This is a genomic window from Mesorhizobium sp. WSM4833 (assembly GCF_055811095.1).
The window spans coordinates 446,412-462,989 of record NZ_JBVVQG010000003.1 but is presented as its reverse complement, the minus strand read 5'-3'; the positions used below and the strand labels follow the sequence as shown (position 1 = coordinate 462,989).

The following is a 16,578-nucleotide window of genomic DNA, read 5'->3' as shown; positions in this document are numbered from 1 at the left end:
GACACAGTCGAACTGCTCCCCGACCTGCTCCGCCAAGACCCCACTCAGCGCGAACGCATCGCCCAATCGAAAATTCACGCCCAGAAAACCTCGCGACAGGCGCTGATAGGACCTTGGAATATTCGACCGACATCAGCTGCTGCGGCTTGATGCCTCTTTCCAGGGATGTCACATTCGAGTTCGGGCGCTCTCGCCGTTCGAGCACCAGGCTGGGAAGACCATGACGCAGAGGTGCCGCCGGCGCTCCGCTCTTCTTTGGTCAGAACTGGCCCTGCAGGAGAAGAAGGTGATGCGGCGGTGATTGAGCGGAAGGACATGGCTCTGCCTTCATACATGAGATGGGAAAGCGCTATTCGGCCTTGTTTACCGGCAATGGACTTCGATAAGAACGCAGTGGCTCTTGTTTATGACTGGATCGGACAACGGCACAGCTGCTGAATTCTGGGAGGCGATTTGTGTGGCTCTCAACGCCTCACAGAATCAGTTGCTCGATCGAAGTGCTCGTCTACCTTATCGAAACTGGTGCCAATGCCCTCGAAAGGCTGGCCTCGCCGCGGCCGTAAGTCGCCGGATTGTAGTTGACGAGCATGTCGGTCCTAGCCGTATCCAGCAACTGATTAGCAATCTGTGTCGGTGTTGCTAACGTGAACTTGCTGCCAAGGATGGCGGCATAGCCTGCAACCACAGGTGCCGCGACAGACGTCCCGGATAGCCCAATCTTGTCACTTTCGACCCCCACCGTGAGGAAGTGGTTCTGCACCTCCGAATCTGAACCGGCGTAATTCGAATAGGAGGCCAGCTTTGCCTTGTTTTCGGGAGTGCCATTGTGCTCGAGCGCACCCACAAAGATTGTCGATTGCGTCCCCATCAGCTCAAGAGCTAGGAAATCAATATGCCCTTCGGTCGGGGTACCTACCGGTACGGACTTGTTTCCGGCTGACTTTGTGAAGACCGCAGCACCCGCCCGAGCCGCATCGACAATCGACTGCTCGAGCGTATGCTGGCTCAGGGGCTGCGGAACGCTGTAGCTCAGATTAATGACATTGAGGCCCTCCTGCAGCCTGATCGAGGACTTGTCGGAAAAGTCATGCTTGAACATGTATGCACCAGGGGCCACCATGCCGGCAATTTCCGCGACCCATTCCCCATGTCGCTGCCTCTGCGTACCGCGACCGAGATCTCCATCGACTCGGCGCTGTCCCGTGAAGTCATCTACGACAGTCACCGATACCCCAGAACCGGTATGGCCCGATGCCCATGCTTCACCAATATCCGGGCTCATCCAGCAAAAGGTCCCGTCGGCATTTTGTCGGCAGTCCGAGCTACTGCTTTCCGTGGTTGGCGTTCCGGCCCTCCCCTTGCCGCTGACCCCCGTATCGAGATCGCCAGCAAAACCGGGTGCCGTCAGCAGGCACATGAAAAGACCGGCAACGAGTCCTACCGGGAAGAAGTGTGTTTTGTGCATAATAAACTTCCTGTCTGGATTGTTCTTCATGACGAAATGTACCTTCTATGCTCCTATCGCTAGAATTTACTCCTGAACCGGAGATCGACTTTCAAGCGGCTTGGATTAATTTTTGCCATATATTTCAACGTGTCCGCAGGCCGGAGTTGCGACGTGGCCAGACGGCAATTCACTGTCTGGAAACCGCCGATGGCGCCATAGTCAGCCGTGCAAGGTCGTTCCGTCAGGTTCCCGCCCAAAATCGAACTGACGGTGAGAGAAAGCGTCGTGGATGGCGTCGGTCGCTTTTGCAGAATAAAGCCGAGTTTCACACCTGGGTCGATTCGGACCTTTTCGGCACGTTGGCCGGTGCTCGCGCCCCACAGGAGACCGAAATCATCCGACAGCTGCGTCAACATTTCAAATCGCATGTCGATCCATTTGCTATGGTACCACTTGTCGAAAGACACTTTGGTTCCACCCGACAGCTCGTATCCGCCTTGTCCCAGATGGTTGGCGGCCGCGGTTAGCTCCGAACCCTGGTAAATGCCGACAAGGCTGGTCTCCTGTCCGTTCGCAGCCATAGCGCTTACGAAGAATGCCATCACGAACAGGACGTAACCGGCCGCCCACCGTATGTACATCTGCAACGCCCATTGTTGGAGCCGCCAGCAAATCATGTGCGATCGACACGCGTACTGCAGTCCCTCGCAGCATTTTCAAACCATACGGTGGCTCTAGCGGCAGACGCATGGCCGCCAGCGGCCAAGGTGTTCATTCGCAACAAATCTGTGATCTCCCGTAGTTCACTTTTTGCCGAGTCAAGCAGCTCCCGCTCTCTCGACCAGGCGCAAACTTCATGCCAATCTAGACGATAGCGCGCCAGGAACAGTGTTGTATGTTTGCTTTCAGCGGCTTAGCCAAACGTCCAGGCGCCCGCCGAACAAAGGCTGTGTCGTCAAAACGACAAAGCCGACACAATTGTCGGATGTCGCCGAATACGCGGAGTGTGAACCCGCATGGGCGCAGCAAAGCTCCCTTGCGCTCCGGCCATCGGAGAGCCCTCGAGCCGGCCTTCAGATTACTTCGACGCAATTCTCTTCAGCTGGGCATCGCGCCGCCCAATTTGCAGTTCTGAACGCGAGTACGTCTGAAAAAACGAGGTGCATGGGCTACTGCCGGCGCACCTCGTGCGAAGTGCCCGCATGCCGATCTGATCAACAGTCGGGGTCGCGCCTAGCTCGACCGGCAGGTGCTTCCCGAGTGCCTGTCGCCGCCGCATCCGATCGCCTTGTAGCCGCGTAACAAATTCTGTTGCAAGGAGTGTGAAAGAGCAATTGCGCGAACAGATCGTGTCCAGAACACCGAACCAATCCACAGAAATATTTTGTTGGTATTTTTGTTGGCCAGCCCGGCTATAGCGTAGGCCTAACAATTTGGGAACAGAGCGAGTTTTCCGTCGCTTGGATTCCGCCTCTGGCACCATCCCCTCCTGGTCCGTTCTGGGCACCCCCGTCGCGTCGCCGCCTGCATCGCCAAGTGGAATCACTTTGCGCACATTAGCCCGCCGGCGGATTTAATTTGCTTGGCCACCCCTCAACCCTAGGGCAAACTGCCCGTTGGGGCTGCAGGAGGTGAAATGAGAGCACGCGCAGCAACGCTTGGGGATCTGGAGGATGTCTTTCGGGGGCTGTCCAAACGGATGTCGGACGAATACGTCGCGGCCGGCAAGGACAGCAAGATCGCCTACGACAACCTTATGATGAATTTGAAGGAGGGCCGCGCGCACGCGCTTGTCGAGGGTGACAAGGCCGTGGCGATCATCGCCTGGCATGAGAACAGCGACGCCGCCGACACGCTGTTCGCCGCACGGGAGGACTTCTTCCGGGCCACGACCGTCCGTTTCTGCAAGCGGCATATCAGGCATATCCAGGCGCTCGCCGGCAACCTCGCCATCCATTCGCGCAGTTGGCTCCAGGGGCCGGATGTCGCAAGATGGTTCGGCGTCATCGGCTATGTCGAGCGCGGCCGGGAGAACGGCGCCACTTTGTTCGAGCTGCCGCCGGCTCGCATCGGCTAGGAAACCCTGGGCTGGTCAAGATCCCTTGCCGCAAACACCGCCACCCTCTCGCGATCGCCCGCACAGGTTCGTCGATGCGGGTCACCGTCTTCGGCTCCAGGATCCCTTGCTCGGCGGCCTTCTGAACTGCCTTAGCAAGCGGCTTGCGCCGGGCGCCGATTGGCGGGATGTTATGGGAGGGCAACCGGGGGGCAAACCGGCACGCCGAGACAGATATGGCTGCTGGAAATGTCACGAGCTTGCTTCGCCTTTCTTGCCTTTGTTGCCCTGGTGAGGCCGGTAGGGGCAGGCGAGTGGACGTCTCATCTGCTTGACCGCCCAAGCCTGGCAACCGCCTATTTTCGCCAAGCCGATCTTGTGACTGCATACGCGACCGCAATGGCGCGCTTCCGTCTGCAGCTCGCAGGGCGTGCCGGCGAAAACAACCTTGCGGTCCCTCTCGAACCACTGCTTTTGCGGGCGGAATTCCGTGCGCGGACATGGCGCTCGGCGGACGGCAGCCTGTTGCAAGGCTTCGCCGGCAAGGGCGGCTTCCGGCTGACTATCGGCAACTGCCTGGCGCGCATCTGCGCTGCCAGCGAATGCAGCGATGCCGGTTGGCCGGTTTACGCCTGCAGCGACGGAGGCAAGCGCAAGATGTCCGTCACGGATTTTGTGACGGCAAACTTCGGCGGCGTCTCCTACCGCCGATTGAGCGCCTCCCCTTCACAGGAATGACAGCGCCGACCGTCTTGCTGCGGCGTTCAGCAAAGGGCGGTGTCCCTCCTCACCGCAAACGCCGCCTGCACCGCGCGATTGACGGTGACCGGCAGGATCGACATGTGGTTCTCGCCGGCATGCAGTTCGAAACTGGCGCGCACGCCCGGGAGAGCGTCAAGACGCTGCGCCATTGCCCGCGCGAATGCGTCGGTGCGTGTCACCTTTTTCTGCTTCAGGCGCTTTTCCTCGTCCTCGGCGCCAATCTGGAACGGCGCCAGCTTCTCGGTCTCGTACTCGCCGGCCGACAGGATCATGGTCGCCGCCAAACCATCGGGAATGGCGGCCTCGAAGGCTTCGAGAAAGCGGTCGATGGCACGCTCTTCCCAATAGATGGCGGGGCTCGCCGCGATCCAGGTCTGAAAGGAAGAAGGCCGCGTGAACAGGGCGTAGAGCGCAAACAGGCCACCGAAAGAATGGCCGTAAAGCGCCTGGCGGCTGGCATCGACCGTGACCCGGCTGGCGACCCACGGCTTCAGCTCATCCTCCATGAAAGCAAGGAATTTCCCTGCCCCACCGGTCCGGACTTCGGACGTACCCTCGTAGAAGGGCGGGTAGGTCTTGCCTGGCGGCGGGCCGAGATCCCATGAGCGGCGCAGCGGATCATAGGCGCCGTCGACGGGATAGCCGATGGCGACGATGACGCCCCAGCCGACATTGGTGCCCGTGGGATAGAAGGCCTGCGCGCGCATGGCGTCGACCGCCGTGCCGATGACGGCGTTGCCGTCGGTCATGTAGAGGACCGGCCAGCCGGCCTCGGGCACCGGCCCGGACGGCACATGCAGGAATATCCGCCAGGGCGCGCCGCCCTGCGCCGGAACAAGATCGTGGACCGCCGTGTTGGCGATCAGGGCTGGCGTCGCGTTGGACATGGATATCTTGGACATGGATATCTCCAGGGGCAAAACGGTCAGCGGCGGCGCAGCAGCCACATCAGCACCGGGCCGCCGATCAACGTGGCGACGAGACCGGCCGGGATCTGGCGCGGGAAGATGGCGATCCGGCCCACCCAGTCGGCGGCGACCATGATCAGCGCGCCGGCGAGCACCGCGCCAATGGCCTGCGGCAGCGCACGGGAAAGGCCAAGGCGACGAGCAAGATGCGGCGCCATAAGGCCGATGAAGGTCAGCGGACCGACGATCAGCGTCGAAGCCGCGGTGAGTGCCGCGACGGCCAGCAGCACGAGAAGCCGCGCCCTCTTCAGGTTGATGCCAAGGCCCTGAACGGCGGCGGAGCCGAGCGGCAGGATGTCGAGCCAGCGCACGAAGAAAGGCGCGAGCGCGAAGAGGCAGACCGCGATACCACCGGTCAGCAGGGCGTCACCGACATCGACGCCATAGGTCGAACCGGTCAGCCAGTTGAGCAGCAGCATGGCGCGAGGATCGCCGGTCGCGGTGAGCACCAGGATCAGCGCGTCGAACAAGGCCGTCAGGGCAACGCCGGCAAGCAGCAGCCGCTCCGGCGCATAGGCGGCACGACGGCCGATCGCCAGCGTCACCAGCAAAGTGGCGAAGGCGCCGATCGTTGCCGCCGCCGTCTGAACCGGGCGCCCGGCATCGACGAGCGCAAACAGCGCCACCATCATGCCAAGGGCGGCACCGGCACTGATGCCCAGCATTTCGGGGCTGGCCATCGGATTGCCGGTCAGCCGCTGCATCATCAGCCCGGCAAGCGCCAGCATCGCCCCGGCACTCAGCGCGGCAAGCACGCGGGGCCACCGCCACGACAGCAAAGGCTGCAGCTCGTCGCCGAAGGCGAAGGTCCAGCCATGCGGACCCGGTCCATAGAGCAGGGCCAGCCCGAGCAGCAGAAGCAGAGCCAGGCCGAGTGCCATCAGAACAAGGCCGGGCCGGCTTGCGCGCGGCAGGCGCACGGCCATCAAGGTCGGGGCTTCCGAGCCAAGCGCAAGGCGCGGCAGCAGCCAGAGCAGCAGCGGCGCACCGAGAAGTGCTGTGATCGCTCCGGTCGGCAGCAGGTCGCCTTGCGGCCCGGTGGCGATCTGCACGCCTTGATCGGCGGCCCACAGCAACGCGCCGCCGATCAGCGGCGCCATCACCAGCTGTTGGCCAAGCCGCCGGCCACCGCCGATGCGCGCGAGCGTCGCCGCGGCCAGGCCGACGAAGCCGATGACGCCGACAGCGGCAACGACAAAGGCGATCAGCGCGACGGCGGCCGCCAGTCCGGCGAAGCGATAGGCGCCGAGCGGCACGCCAAGGCTGCGCGCGCCTTCATCGTCGAGGCCAAGCAGGGTCAGGGGCCGCACCATGAAGAAGATCGCAAGCGCAGCAGTGCCGACGCGTGGCAAAAGCCACAGCGTCGTCGACCAGTCCTGCTGGCCGAGCGAACCGGCGCCCCAGATGAACAGGCTGGCCAGCCATTCATGCCGCAGCACGATGAGAGCGGCACCGATGGCGCCGGCATAGAGGCTGACCACAAGCCCCGCCAGCACCACCGAAAGCGGCGACAGGCCCTTGTGCCAGGACAGAGCGATGACGGCGGCAAGGGCCATAAATGCGCCGGCCAGCGCCAGCCATTCGCGGCCGAAGGCAAGCAGGGACGGTGACAGAAGCGTCGCCAGTGCCAGCGCCAGATAGGCACCGGCCGAGACGCCGACGGTTTCAGGCGAGGCGAGCGGGTTGCGCAGAACCTGCTGCAGGACAGTTCCGGCAAGCCCGAGCGCCGCACCGCACAAAAGGCTGATCGCAAGACGGGGCAGGAAGGCATAGTGGACGAGCACCTGCCGCATGTCAGCGATGTCGGGGGCGGCGAGCGATTGGAGCCAGAGCGCCGATGGCAGTTGCACGGTGAGGTTCGAGACGGTTGCCGCTGCCGCAGCCGCGAGCAGCACCGCGCAAAGCAGGATCGCGCCTACCGGCTGAGTACCAGGAGAACTCCTTGGCAAGGCGCGGCCTGACGCCGCAAGCTTTCCTTCTTGAGTAACGGCAGCGGCATCCTCAGCCATGGGCGGCCTCCGCGGTCATCGCCGATGCCAGGACCCGAGCAAAACGGCTCGCGGATGGAAGCGCGCCAAACATCAGGACGGCAGGAAGGCGCATGATCGAGCGGTTGCGCACGAAGGGCATGGCATTCCAGACCGGACTTTCGGTCAGCGTGCCGCCGGCGCCCTCAGGCAAGGGTTCGAGATAGGCGAGGCGCGCATCGCTGGATGTCGCCAGCCCGTCGATGCCGACGGTCGAAAACCCCCAATAGTTGGTCTCGGCCGTCCACGCGTTGCTGAGCCCGATGCGGTCGAACACCTCCTGAAACAGGCTCTTTGCGCCGTAGACGCGCACATTGCGCGGGTCCAGGAAGCTGACGACATAGATCGGCCGTGCCGAAAGCGGCGCCAGCTGCTGGCGAACCTCCAAAAAATACGCGTCTGTCGCCGCGATCAGCGCCTCGCCTTCGCTTTCCTTGCCGACAAGCCCGGCGAGCTGGCGCGTCGCCTCGAGCGCGCGCCGATAGGGCTGCCCGGCCTCGGTATAGAGCCCGATCGTTGTCACTGGAGCCACGCGTTCGAGCAGCGGCTTGATGCCGTCGAGATACGGCATGGACAGGATGATGTCGGGCCTGAGCTGCTGCAGGAATTCGAGATTGGGCTCGAGCAACGTGCCGAGATCGGCAATGTCGGGCGGCAGCCGCGGCTCGACCACCCATTTCTCCCAGACCTCCCGATCGGCAATGGCGACCGGGCTGACACCGAGCATGAGCAAGGTCTCGGTCAACCCGTCATCCAGGCAGACGATGCGCAACGGACGGGCTTCAGCCGTGGAGGACCCCATGCCGGCGAACGGCAGCGTAAAAAGCCCGAGCGCCTGGCGCCGGGTCATTCGGCTGCGCAAATGATCGGGCGCGGCTCTCGACTGGGGCTCTTGGTCTCTCTGCAATGCGGCCGGCCCTGCTTTTCGGGGGTTGGTCTCCAGTGACCACTGCCCGGTGACTATGAAACATGAGTTTACTAGTCAACATTTAAGATGCCTGCCCAGTCAACTTTCACGCGACCGCATGCCAAGCGCGGACGCCCACTGGCCGCAAGGCGATTCGCCCGTACAACAACCCTGTGCGACGTCACCGTCCGAATCACGGTTTGCGAAGCCCAATCCGCGCTTCGCATCATTTTTCCTCCACGAATGCATTCCATGATAGAGGGAGCTACGGTCGCCTTTGGGCAGCCGTTTCCTGGATTGCCTGAGAGACCAAAGACGGCCAAGAACCAAAAGCCGGCAGCAAGCCGCCACCTGAAGACGTCAAGGACCGGTCGAACGCATCAAGGCAGCGTGATCGGGTTGCACTCGGCAAGGCTTGATGATTTGTTGCCGCTATACGGAGAACGAATGATGCGAGAGCCTGCCGGTCAAGACGAATACGGGTCGACGAACCCTTTCGATCCGGACGACCTGCCAACCTTGAACGCAATCGGCCCGAGCATGGGAAGCGGCAATGATTTCGAGAGATATGCCGTTGCCGTGATCATCGTGTTCGGTGCGCTGATCATCGGCGGGCTGATGGCCGCATCGATGGTCTTCGGGCACCGCAACGGCTTCCTCTTCGCGCTTGGCGGCGCCACATCCGCCTGGATCTCCGGAAATGCGCTGCTGCTCGACCGGCCGCGCATCTATGCGCTGTTCGTCGGCATTGCCGCCTTGATGCTGGTTGCGTCCACCCTCACGCTGGTCTTGTGACGGTCAAGTCGGTGTGAGCCGATCCACTTGAGCAGCGGGCGATCAACCCGAATCGCCACGCTGCTCCAAGCTTTTCCTCCGAGCTGTCAGTATCCGAGCGCCTCGCCAGAGGCCGCGCGGCTGTCGATGGCGCCGTTGTAGCGCGCGCCGCCGCCTTTCTCGATTTCCGCCAGGCTCTTGCCGCCGACCAGGATGCCGGCGGCCTGACCCCAGGTCTGGTCGGCGAGATCGAGGTGATATCCCATGCCGGCCAGCAGCTTTTCTGTGTCCGGCGACAGGCCGAACGGCTCGACATACACCTTGTCGGGCAGCCATTGATGGTGGATGCGCGGCGCGTCGATCGCCTCCTGGATGTTCATGCCGTGGTCGATGACATTGACGATCGCTTCCAGCGTGATGGTGATGATGCGGGAGCCGCCGGGGCTGCCGATGACCATGAACGGCTTGCCGTCCTTGGCGACCACGGTCGGGCTCATCGACGACAGCGGCGTCTTCTTCGGCTGGATGGCGTTGGCCTCGCCCTGGACCAGGCCATAGAGGTTGGGCACGCCGGGTTTCTGGGTGAAATCGTCCATTTCGTTGTTGAGCAGGATGCCGGTGCCGTCGGCGACGACGCCGGCTCCAAAGGAACCGTTCAACGTGTAGGTGACCGCGACCGCATTGCCTGCATCGTCGATGATCGAATAATGCGTCGTCTCCTTGCTCTCGCCAAAGCCCTTCGGCATCAGATCCTGCGACACGCCGGCGCGGAACGGGTCGATCTTGCCGCGGATGTCCTTGGCGTAGCCTTTGTCGAGCAGCTTCGAGACTGGATTGTCAACGAAATCGGGATCGCCAAGTGCCGAATTGCGGTCGACATAGGCATGGCGCATGGCCTCGACCATGACATGCACGGTCTCGGCCGAACCGGCGCCGAGATAGGACAGCGGATAGCCCTCCAGCACGTTGAGGATTTCACAGATGATGACGCCGCCGGAGCTGGGCGGCGGCGAAGAGGTGATCTCGTAGCCACGATAGGTACAGGTCACGGGCTTGAGCTCACGCACCGCATATTGCTCGAAATCCGGCTTGGCGAGAATGCCGCCCTTGGCGCCGCTCGCCTTGATGATGGCGTCAGCGATGGCGCCTTTATAGAAGGCATCCGTACCCTTTTCGGAAATGGCGGCGAGCGAGGCGGCGAGGTCGGGCTGGACCAGCCGCTCGCCGATGCCATAGGGCTTGCCGTCGGGTTTCAGGAATATGGCGGCGGCCGCGGGGTCCTTCGCCAGCCTGTCGGCACTGCCGGCAAACGAGGCAGCGTCGCCCTGATTGAGGATGAACCCGTCCTTGGCGTAGCCGATTGCCGGCGCCATCAGATCCTGGCGGGACAATTTGCCGTATTTTTCACGGGCCATCTCGAAGCCAGCCACAGAGCCCGGTACGCCGACGGCGAGATAGCCGTCGAGGCTGGCGCCCTTCACCGGGTTGCCGTCCTTGTCGAGATACATGGTTTTTGTCGCCGCCAGCGGCGCCCGCTCGCGGAAATCGAGAAAGGTCGATTTGCCGTCCTTGAAGCGGATGGTCATGAAGCCGCCGCCGCCGATATTGCCGGCATTGGGGTAGACGACGGCGAGCGCATAGCCGACGGCAACCGCCGCGTCGACAGCATTGCCGCCCTTCTTCAACACCTCGATGCCGACTTCGGACGCCAGATGCTGGGCCGTCACCACCATGCCGTGCTCGCCCTTGGCCGGCGCCGGCGAGGCGGCGAAGACACTCGTCAACGGCGCCAGGACAAAGGTGATGGAAAGACTGGCGGCGATCAGTGTCCGACGGTTGAGAGGCATGGCGGTTCTCCGGGCGGGGGGATGCCTAGAAGACCGTGTTGGACGGATCGAGTCCACTAACAATTAAGGGAGCACGAGAAAGAGCCCCCTCACCCGGATTGCCAACCGAATTGCGAAGGGCAATTCGGGGCAATCCGACCTCTCCCCGAGGGAGAGGAGGTGTCAGCGCTGACGCCAGTCTCTTCTCCCTGCGGGGGTGAGGCGTGGTCCGCGCAGCGGGCGAAAAGCCAACTACTTGGCTTTTCGAACAACGAACGCCCGGAGAGCGGTGGCCGCAAAGCGGCCGGATGAGGGGGCCGGCTCGGCCTCAGACAATGCCGCCCGAACCGCCAGCGACTGCAGGGCGTTCCGCTGCAACCTTGGCGCGGTAACCCGCCGCTCGATAGGCGGCGACCGGGTCGATGGCGCCGCCGGTCTTCAGCCGCGCCATGGCGAGGATCGGCTCGACATCGGTGCGGTAGGCCGCTTTCAGCGTCTGCGTCGCCATCAGCGCGTCATTGCTATCCTGAAAACCTTCCAACGCCTTGCGATCGACCAGCAGCGCCTGCGCATAGGCGCGCTGCACCTCGACTGCCGACAGCATCAGGCTTTCGATCGGATCGGTGACGTTGTGGCTCTGGTCGAGCATGTGGGCCGGGTCGAACCCCTCGGCGCCGGAAAGTTCGGCGCCGACCAGTTCGTTGAAGACGAGAAACAGCCGGTAAGGATCGATCGAACCGGCGTCGAGATCGTCGTCGCCATATTTCGAATCGTTGAAGTGGAAGCCGCCGAGTTTTTTGAACTGGATCAGCCGCGACACGATCATCTCGATGTTGACGTTTGGGGCATGGTGGCCGAGGTCGACGAGACAGAACGCCTTGTCGCCCAGCTCCTGCGCGATCATGTAGTTGGTGCCCCAGTCCTGCACGACGGTGGAATAGAAGGCCGGCTCGTACATCTTGTGCTCGCTGAACAGCTTCCAGTCGGCGGGCAGTCCGGCGTAGACCTCTTTCATGGCGTCGAGATAGCGCTCGAATGCCTTGGCGAAATTGACCTGGCCGGGAAAGTTCGAACCGTCGCCGATCCACACCGTCAGCGCCTTGGAGCCGAGCGTCTTGCCGATCTCGATGCATTCGAGATTGTGCTCGACCGCTTGCCGGCGCGTGCCGGCGTCGGCATGCGACAGCGAGCCGAATTTGTAGGAGAGCTTCTGGTCCTTGGCGTCGGAAAAGGTGTTGGAGTTCATGGCGTCGAAGCCGAGGCCAAAGCGCGAGGCCGCTTGCTTCAGCCGGTTCGGATCGGCCTTGTCCCACGGAATGTGCAGGGAAACGGTCGGCGTCGCCTGCGTCAATTGCTGGATGACGGCGCAATCCTCGATCTTGTCGAAGATGTCGCGTGGCTCGCCGGCACCGGGAAAGCGGGCAAAACGCGTGCCGCCGGTGCCGACGCCCCAGGACGGGATCGCCACCGCGAATTTCTCGACCTTGTCTCTGACAGCGTCGATGGCGATGCCGCGACGGTCGAGCCGCTCGCCGAGCGAGGCATAGTCGCGCTCGAGGTTGGCCTTGCGCGCGGCGTTGTCCTTGTCGACGAGGCCGGCGGAGATGATGTGTTCCATCGTCCCCTCCGCTCAGCGCGTGAACGACTGGGCGTTGCCCGCGTCGACATTGATGATGTTGCCGGTCGATTTGGCCGACATGTCGGACGCCAGGAAATAGATCGCCTCTGCGATGTCTTCCGGGAAGACCGAGCGCTTCAGCATCGAACGCGAGCGATAGTGCTCCTCCAGATCGTCGGTCGACATCTTGTAGGCGGCGGCGCGCTGTTCCTTCCACTCGCCGGTCCAGATCTTCGAGCCGCGCAGCACCGCGTCCGGGTTGACGACATTGACCCTGATCTGCGCCTCCGCGCCCTCCAGCGCCAGGCAGCGGGCGAGATGGATCTCGGCAGCCTTGGCGGTGCAATAGGCGGCGGCGTTCGGCGATGCGGCAAGGCCGTTCTTGGAGGCGACGAAGACGACGTTGCCGCCAATCTTCTGCGCGCGGAACAGCCGGAACGCTTCCCGCGAGACCAGGAAATAACCGGTCGACAGGATGTCCATGTTCTTGTTCCACAGCGCCAGCGTCGTCTCCTCGATCGGCGCCGAGGAGGCCAGCCCTGCATTCGATACCAGAATGTCGATGCCGCCGAACTCGACCGCTGTCTCGGCAAAGCCCGAAATGACCTGCTCCTCCGAGGTGACATTGATCAGCACCGGCCGCACGAAGTCCCTGCCGTAGACTTTCGCCAGTTCGTCATTGGCGCTGGCCAGTGCTGTCTCGTCGATGTCGGCCAGCACCACGCAGGCGCCTTCGCGCAGCAGGCGGTTGGCCGTGGCGCGGCCGATGCCGCCGGCGCCACCCGTGACCAGGGCGATCTGGCCGGCAAGCGACTTCGGCTTCGGCATACGCTGCAGCTTCAGGTCTTCGAGCAGCCAGTACTCGATGTCGAAGGCTTCCGGTGCAGGCAGGCCGACATAAGACGACACGGTGGAGGCGCCGCGCATGACGTTGATGGCGTTGACATAGAATTCGCCCGAGATGCGCGCCGTCGCCTTGTCGCCGGCGAAGGTGAACATGCCGACGCCGGGCATCAGGTAGACGACGGCATTGGGATCGCGGATGGCGGGCGAGTCCGGATGCTTGCAGCTGTCGTAATAGGCCTGGTAGCCAACGCGATATTCGGCGATGTCGTCGGCAAGACGCGCGATGACGGCATCGACATCGGGCTTTGCCGGATCGAATTCGATGACCAGCGGGCGGATCTTGGTGCGCAGGAAATGGTCGGGGCATGAGGTGCCGAGTGCCGCCAGCGGGCGCAGATCCCTGGAGTTGACGAATTCGAGCACAGCAGTGGAATCGTCGAAATGGCCTGTTTTGTGGCTCCTTTCCGAGATCAGGCCGCGAATCCTCGGCATCAGTTTGGCCGCGATGGCACGGCGCTCAGTGGCGTCGAGCGACTTGACCGCTTCACCGCCGAAGATAGCGACACCCTCGGAGCGGCGCTCGAACCATTCGATCGCCTGGTTGATCACCGAGATCGTCGTCTCGTAGCATTCCCTGGGGGTGTCGCCCCAGGTGAACAGGCCGTGGCTTTCCAGGATGACGCCCTTGGCGGCCGGGTGTTCGAGGCAGAATTTCTCCAGCCACAGGCCAAGTTCGAAGCCAGGGCGCTTCCACGGCAGCCAGCCGATGGCCTCGCCGAAGATTTCTTTGGTCAGCGCCTTCGAATCCTTCGCCGCGGCAATGGCGATGATGGCATCGGGATGCATGTGGTCGACAAAGGGCTTCGGCACGTAGGCATGCAGCGGCGTGTCGATAGAGGCCGCGCGCGGATTGAGGTTGAAGGTGCAGTGCGGCAGGAAGCCGACCATCTCGTCTTCGTGCTCGACGCCGCGATAGAGGCCTTTGAGCGCGCGCAGCTTGTCCATGTAGAGCGTGGCAAAGCCGTCCAGCTTGATCGAGGCGCTGTCGCCGCCCGATCCCTTGACCCACAGCACTTCGACATCCTCGCCGGTGAGCGGGTCTTTCTGCCAGATCTTCGACGACGTGTTGCCGCCGCCATAGTTGGTGACCCGCTTGTCGGAACCAAGTGTGTTCGAACGGTAGACCAGAAGTTCCGGCCCGCTCATGGCGTGAGCCTTGGCCTCGTCCCACAGATTGGCGAGGCGCGCGCCGGTGCGCTTGTCGAGCATAAGAAATCCTCCCGAAGGCACGCAGAAGGCGCGGCCATTTGGCCCCGAATTTCCACGGAAGCGGTCGGCTTGTCAATCACAAACGATCAATATCGATCATATTGCACTGCACAATGAAATTATATGATCGGAAATGATTGACACTGCGCGTTTTGGGTGCCTAGATGCCCGGGCAGGGAGGAACCATGCACGAAAAAGAGCGCCACAGGATCATTCTGTCCGCCGTCCAGGAAAAGCCTGTGGTGACGGTGCAGGAGATGGTCGACCTGACGGAGTCCTCCGAGGCGACGATCCGGCGCGATATCGCGGCTCTCCACGTCCAGAAGCGCCTGCGCCGCGTGCGCGGCGGCGCCGAGGCAATCTCGCCGCCGCAGTTCATCGGGCTGGCCGGCCGGCCCTTTTCCGTCAACGAAACCATCAACGCCTCGCAGAAGCGGGCGATTGCGCGTGAAGCGGTCGAGCTGTGCAACGACGGCGAACCGATCATCATCAATGGCGGCACCACCACCTTCCAGATGGTGCATTTCCTGACCGGCCGCCGCATGCCGATCTTCACCAATTCGTTCCCCATCGCCGAGCATTTGCTCAAGCATTCCAAGAATACGGTGATGCTGTCGGGCGGCACCATTTATCGCGAGCAGAACATCATCCTGTCGCCCTTCGACAACGACGTGACGCGCAATTTCTATGCGCGCCGCATGTTCATGGGTGCGCAGGGTCTGGGGCCGCTCGGCCTGATGGAGGGCGATCCGCTCTTGATCCAGGCGGAGCAGAAACTGATCGACCAGGCCGACGAGTTGGTGGTGCTGGTCGATTCCTCGAAATTCCGCAAACGCTCCAGCCTCATCCTGTGCGGCCTGTCGCGCATCGCCACCGTCATCACCGATGACGGCATCGACGATCGTGAAGCCAAGATGCTGGAGACCGCCGGCGTGACGCTGATCGTCGCCCGCACATCCGCAACCAACAAGGAAGAATCTTCACTGCAGGCCTGAGGCCAACTCGCGCTCGCAGCGGCGATGGAATGCAACGCTCAAGGGAGGAAATCGATGAGCTTCTTGAAGAAATTGATGGTGACGGCTGCATTCTCAGCCGCCATGTTCGTGAATGCCGCCTATGCCGAAAACGTCAAGATCGCGCTGGTGGTGAAGTCGCTCGGCAACGGCTTCTTCGATGCCGCCAACAAGGGCGCCGAAGAGGCGGCCAAGGAACTCGGCGATGTCGACATCATCTACACCGGCCCGACCAAGGCGACCGCCGAAGCGCAGATCGAAGTGGTCAATTCGCTGATCGCGCAGAAGGTCAACGCCATCGCCATTTCGGCCAATGACGCCGACGCTCTGGTGCCGGTGCTGAAGAAGGCCATGGAACGCGGCATCACCGTCATCTCGTGGGATTCGGGCGTCGCCAAGGAAGGTCGCCAGCTTCACCTCAACCCGTCCGACACCGGCCTGATCGGCGAGACCATCATCAAGCTCGCCGCCGACCACCTGCCGGAAGGCGGCGAGGTCGCCATCCTGTCGGCCTCCTCGACCGCGACCAACCAGAACGCCTGGATCGACGCGGCCAAGAAGATCCTGCCGGAGAAGTTCCCCAAGATCAAACTCGTCGCCACCGTCTACGGCGATGACGATTCGGCCAAGAGCACCGACGAAGCCAAGGGCCTGTTGAAGTCCTATCCGAACCTGAAGGCGATCATCGCGCCGACCACCGTCGGCGTCGTTGCCGCCGCCCAGGTCGTCACCGACGAGAACCTGATCGGCAAGGTCAATGTCACCGGTCTCGCACTGCCGTCCGAGTTCAAGAAATTCATCGACAACGGTTCCAGCCAGGCGGTTGCGCTGTGGAACCCGATCGACCTCGGCTACTCGGCCGTCTACCTCGCCCATGATCTGGCGGTGAAGAAGGAAGAGGCAAAGCCCGGCGCCACGCTGTCGATCGGCCGCGTCGGCAAGGTCACGCTCGACGACACCAACTCGGCTGCAATGGCTCCGCCCTTCCAGTTCGACAAGTCGAACATCGAAAAGTTCTCCAAGATCTATTGATCTGGAGTTCTCTAGAGCTGACGCGGCGGGGCT

General features: G+C 62.6%; 13 protein-coding genes. 5 read left to right on the top strand and 8 right to left on the bottom strand.

Translation table 11 applies throughout. The features are described 5' to 3' along the window. Positions 1-505 precede the first annotated feature (505 nt). Both AC0L2D_RS08070 and AC0L2D_RS08065 read right to left on the bottom strand, forming a co-directional pair. The gene (locus AC0L2D_RS08070; RefSeq protein ID WP_473540736.1) at positions 506-1,495 is read right to left on the bottom strand and encodes a S8/S53 family peptidase; all 990 of its coding nucleotides are present in this window, start codon (positions 1,493-1,495) and stop codon (positions 506-508) included. 29 nt (positions 1,496-1,524) lie between these two features. Beyond that, on the bottom strand, positions 1,525-2,088 hold the full coding sequence (locus AC0L2D_RS08065) for a hypothetical protein (protein ID WP_473540735.1): 564 nt from the start codon (positions 2,086-2,088) through the stop codon (positions 1,525-1,527). A 995-nt stretch (positions 2,089-3,083) separates the two neighbouring features. Here AC0L2D_RS08065 and AC0L2D_RS08060 point away from each other — a divergent pair. After that, positions 3,084-3,524 carry a hypothetical protein gene (locus tag AC0L2D_RS08060; protein WP_013533589.1) on the top strand — a complete coding sequence of 147 codons (441 nt, stop codon included), beginning with the start codon at positions 3,084-3,086 and terminating at the stop codon, positions 3,522-3,524. Positions 3,525-3,902: 378 nt separating this feature from the next. Next, positions 3,903-4,241 (top strand): hypothetical protein, encoded by a 339-nt coding sequence (locus AC0L2D_RS08055; RefSeq protein ID WP_013533590.1) that lies wholly within the window; start codon positions 3,903-3,905, stop codon positions 4,239-4,241. Between the two features lie 26 nt (positions 4,242-4,267). Here AC0L2D_RS08055 and AC0L2D_RS08050 read toward each other — a convergent pair whose 3' ends face one another. Genes AC0L2D_RS08050 through AC0L2D_RS08040 form a run of 3 tightly spaced genes read right to left on the bottom strand, consistent with a single transcriptional unit; the run spans position 4,268 to position 8,110 of the window. Further along, on the bottom strand, positions 4,268-5,167 hold the full coding sequence (locus tag AC0L2D_RS08050) for an alpha/beta hydrolase (protein WP_473540733.1): 900 nt from the start codon (positions 5,165-5,167) through the stop codon (positions 4,268-4,270). Between the two features lie 23 nt (positions 5,168-5,190). Further along, positions 5,191-7,242, bottom strand: a complete 2,052-nt coding sequence (gene fhuB / locus AC0L2D_RS08045) for a Fe(3+)-hydroxamate ABC transporter permease FhuB (protein WP_473540731.1) — start codon at positions 7,240-7,242, stop codon at positions 5,191-5,193. Then, positions 7,235-8,110 (bottom strand): ABC transporter substrate-binding protein, encoded by an 876-nt coding sequence (locus AC0L2D_RS08040; protein WP_473540730.1) that lies wholly within the window; start codon positions 8,108-8,110, stop codon positions 7,235-7,237. The genes fhuB and AC0L2D_RS08040 overlap by 8 nt, the downstream gene beginning before the upstream one ends. A gap of 504 nt (positions 8,111-8,614) precedes the next feature. On the opposite strand from AC0L2D_RS08040, the gene AC0L2D_RS08035 reads away from it, so the two are divergent. Beyond that, positions 8,615-8,962 carry a hypothetical protein gene (locus tag AC0L2D_RS08035; protein WP_032808338.1) on the top strand — a complete coding sequence of 116 codons (348 nt, stop codon included), beginning with the start codon at positions 8,615-8,617 and terminating at the stop codon, positions 8,960-8,962. Between the two features lie 86 nt (positions 8,963-9,048). Here the strand turns inward: AC0L2D_RS08035 and ggt are convergent, their stop codons facing one another. The 3 genes from ggt to AC0L2D_RS08020 all read right to left on the bottom strand — a co-directional run bounded on the left by ggt (position 9,049) and on the right by AC0L2D_RS08020 (position 14,500). Beyond that, entirely contained in the window at positions 9,049-10,788 is a 1,740-nt protein-coding gene (ggt, locus tag AC0L2D_RS08030; RefSeq protein WP_473540729.1) for a gamma-glutamyltransferase, read from the bottom strand. 307 nt (positions 10,789-11,095) lie between these two features. Next, positions 11,096-12,385, bottom strand: a complete 1,290-nt coding sequence (gene rhaI / locus AC0L2D_RS08025; RefSeq protein ID WP_473540728.1) for an L-rhamnose catabolism isomerase — start codon at positions 12,383-12,385, stop codon at positions 11,096-11,098. 12 nt (positions 12,386-12,397) lie between these two features. Beyond that, positions 12,398-14,500, bottom strand: a complete 2,103-nt coding sequence (locus AC0L2D_RS08020) for a bifunctional rhamnulose-1-phosphate aldolase/short-chain dehydrogenase (protein WP_337122813.1) — start codon at positions 14,498-14,500, stop codon at positions 12,398-12,400. 185 nt (positions 14,501-14,685) lie between these two features. On the opposite strand from AC0L2D_RS08020, the gene AC0L2D_RS08015 reads away from it, so the two are divergent. Next, positions 14,686-15,495: a DeoR/GlpR family DNA-binding transcription regulator gene (locus AC0L2D_RS08015; RefSeq protein WP_063170034.1), complete on the top strand. Its 810-nt coding sequence runs from the start codon at positions 14,686-14,688 to the stop codon at positions 15,493-15,495. A gap of 54 nt (positions 15,496-15,549) precedes the next feature. Then, positions 15,550-16,545, top strand: a complete 996-nt coding sequence (rhaS, locus tag AC0L2D_RS08010) for a rhamnose ABC transporter substrate-binding protein (RefSeq protein WP_013533599.1) — start codon at positions 15,550-15,552, stop codon at positions 16,543-16,545. Positions 16,546-16,578: the final 33 nt, after the last annotated feature.

Excerpts from the sequence above, each read along its gene's own strand:
- AC0L2D_RS08055 (WP_013533590.1), top strand. The coding sequence starts at position 3,903 with ATGGCGCGCTTCCGTCTGCAGCTCGCAGGGCGTGCCGGCGAAAACAAC.
- AC0L2D_RS08020 (WP_337122813.1), bottom strand. The coding sequence starts at position 14,500 with ATGCTCGACAAGCGCACCGGCGCGCGCCTCGCCAATCTGTGGGACGAG.
- AC0L2D_RS08050 (WP_473540733.1), bottom strand. The coding sequence starts at position 5,167 with ATGTCCAAGATATCCATGTCCAACGCGACGCCAGCCCTGATCGCCAAC.
- fhuB (WP_473540731.1), bottom strand. The coding sequence starts at position 7,242 with ATGGCTGAGGATGCCGCTGCCGTTACTCAAGAAGGAAAGCTTGCGGCG.
- rhaI (WP_473540728.1), bottom strand. The coding sequence starts at position 12,385 with ATGGAACACATCATCTCCGCCGGCCTCGTCGACAAGGACAACGCCGCG.
- AC0L2D_RS08040 (WP_473540730.1), bottom strand. The coding sequence starts at position 8,110 with ATGACCCGGCGCCAGGCGCTCGGGCTTTTTACGCTGCCGTTCGCCGGC.
- ggt (WP_473540729.1), bottom strand. The coding sequence starts at position 10,788 with ATGCCTCTCAACCGTCGGACACTGATCGCCGCCAGTCTTTCCATCACC.
- rhaS (WP_013533599.1), top strand. The coding sequence starts at position 15,550 with ATGAGCTTCTTGAAGAAATTGATGGTGACGGCTGCATTCTCAGCCGCC.
- AC0L2D_RS08035 (WP_032808338.1), top strand. The coding sequence starts at position 8,615 with ATGATGCGAGAGCCTGCCGGTCAAGACGAATACGGGTCGACGAACCCT.
- AC0L2D_RS08060 (WP_013533589.1), top strand. The coding sequence starts at position 3,084 with ATGAGAGCACGCGCAGCAACGCTTGGGGATCTGGAGGATGTCTTTCGG.
- AC0L2D_RS08070 (WP_473540736.1), bottom strand. The coding sequence starts at position 1,495 with ATGAAGAACAATCCAGACAGGAAGTTTATTATGCACAAAACACACTTC.
- AC0L2D_RS08065 (WP_473540735.1), bottom strand. The coding sequence starts at position 2,088 with ATGTACATACGGTGGGCGGCCGGTTACGTCCTGTTCGTGATGGCATTC.
- AC0L2D_RS08015 (WP_063170034.1), top strand. The coding sequence starts at position 14,686 with ATGCACGAAAAAGAGCGCCACAGGATCATTCTGTCCGCCGTCCAGGAA.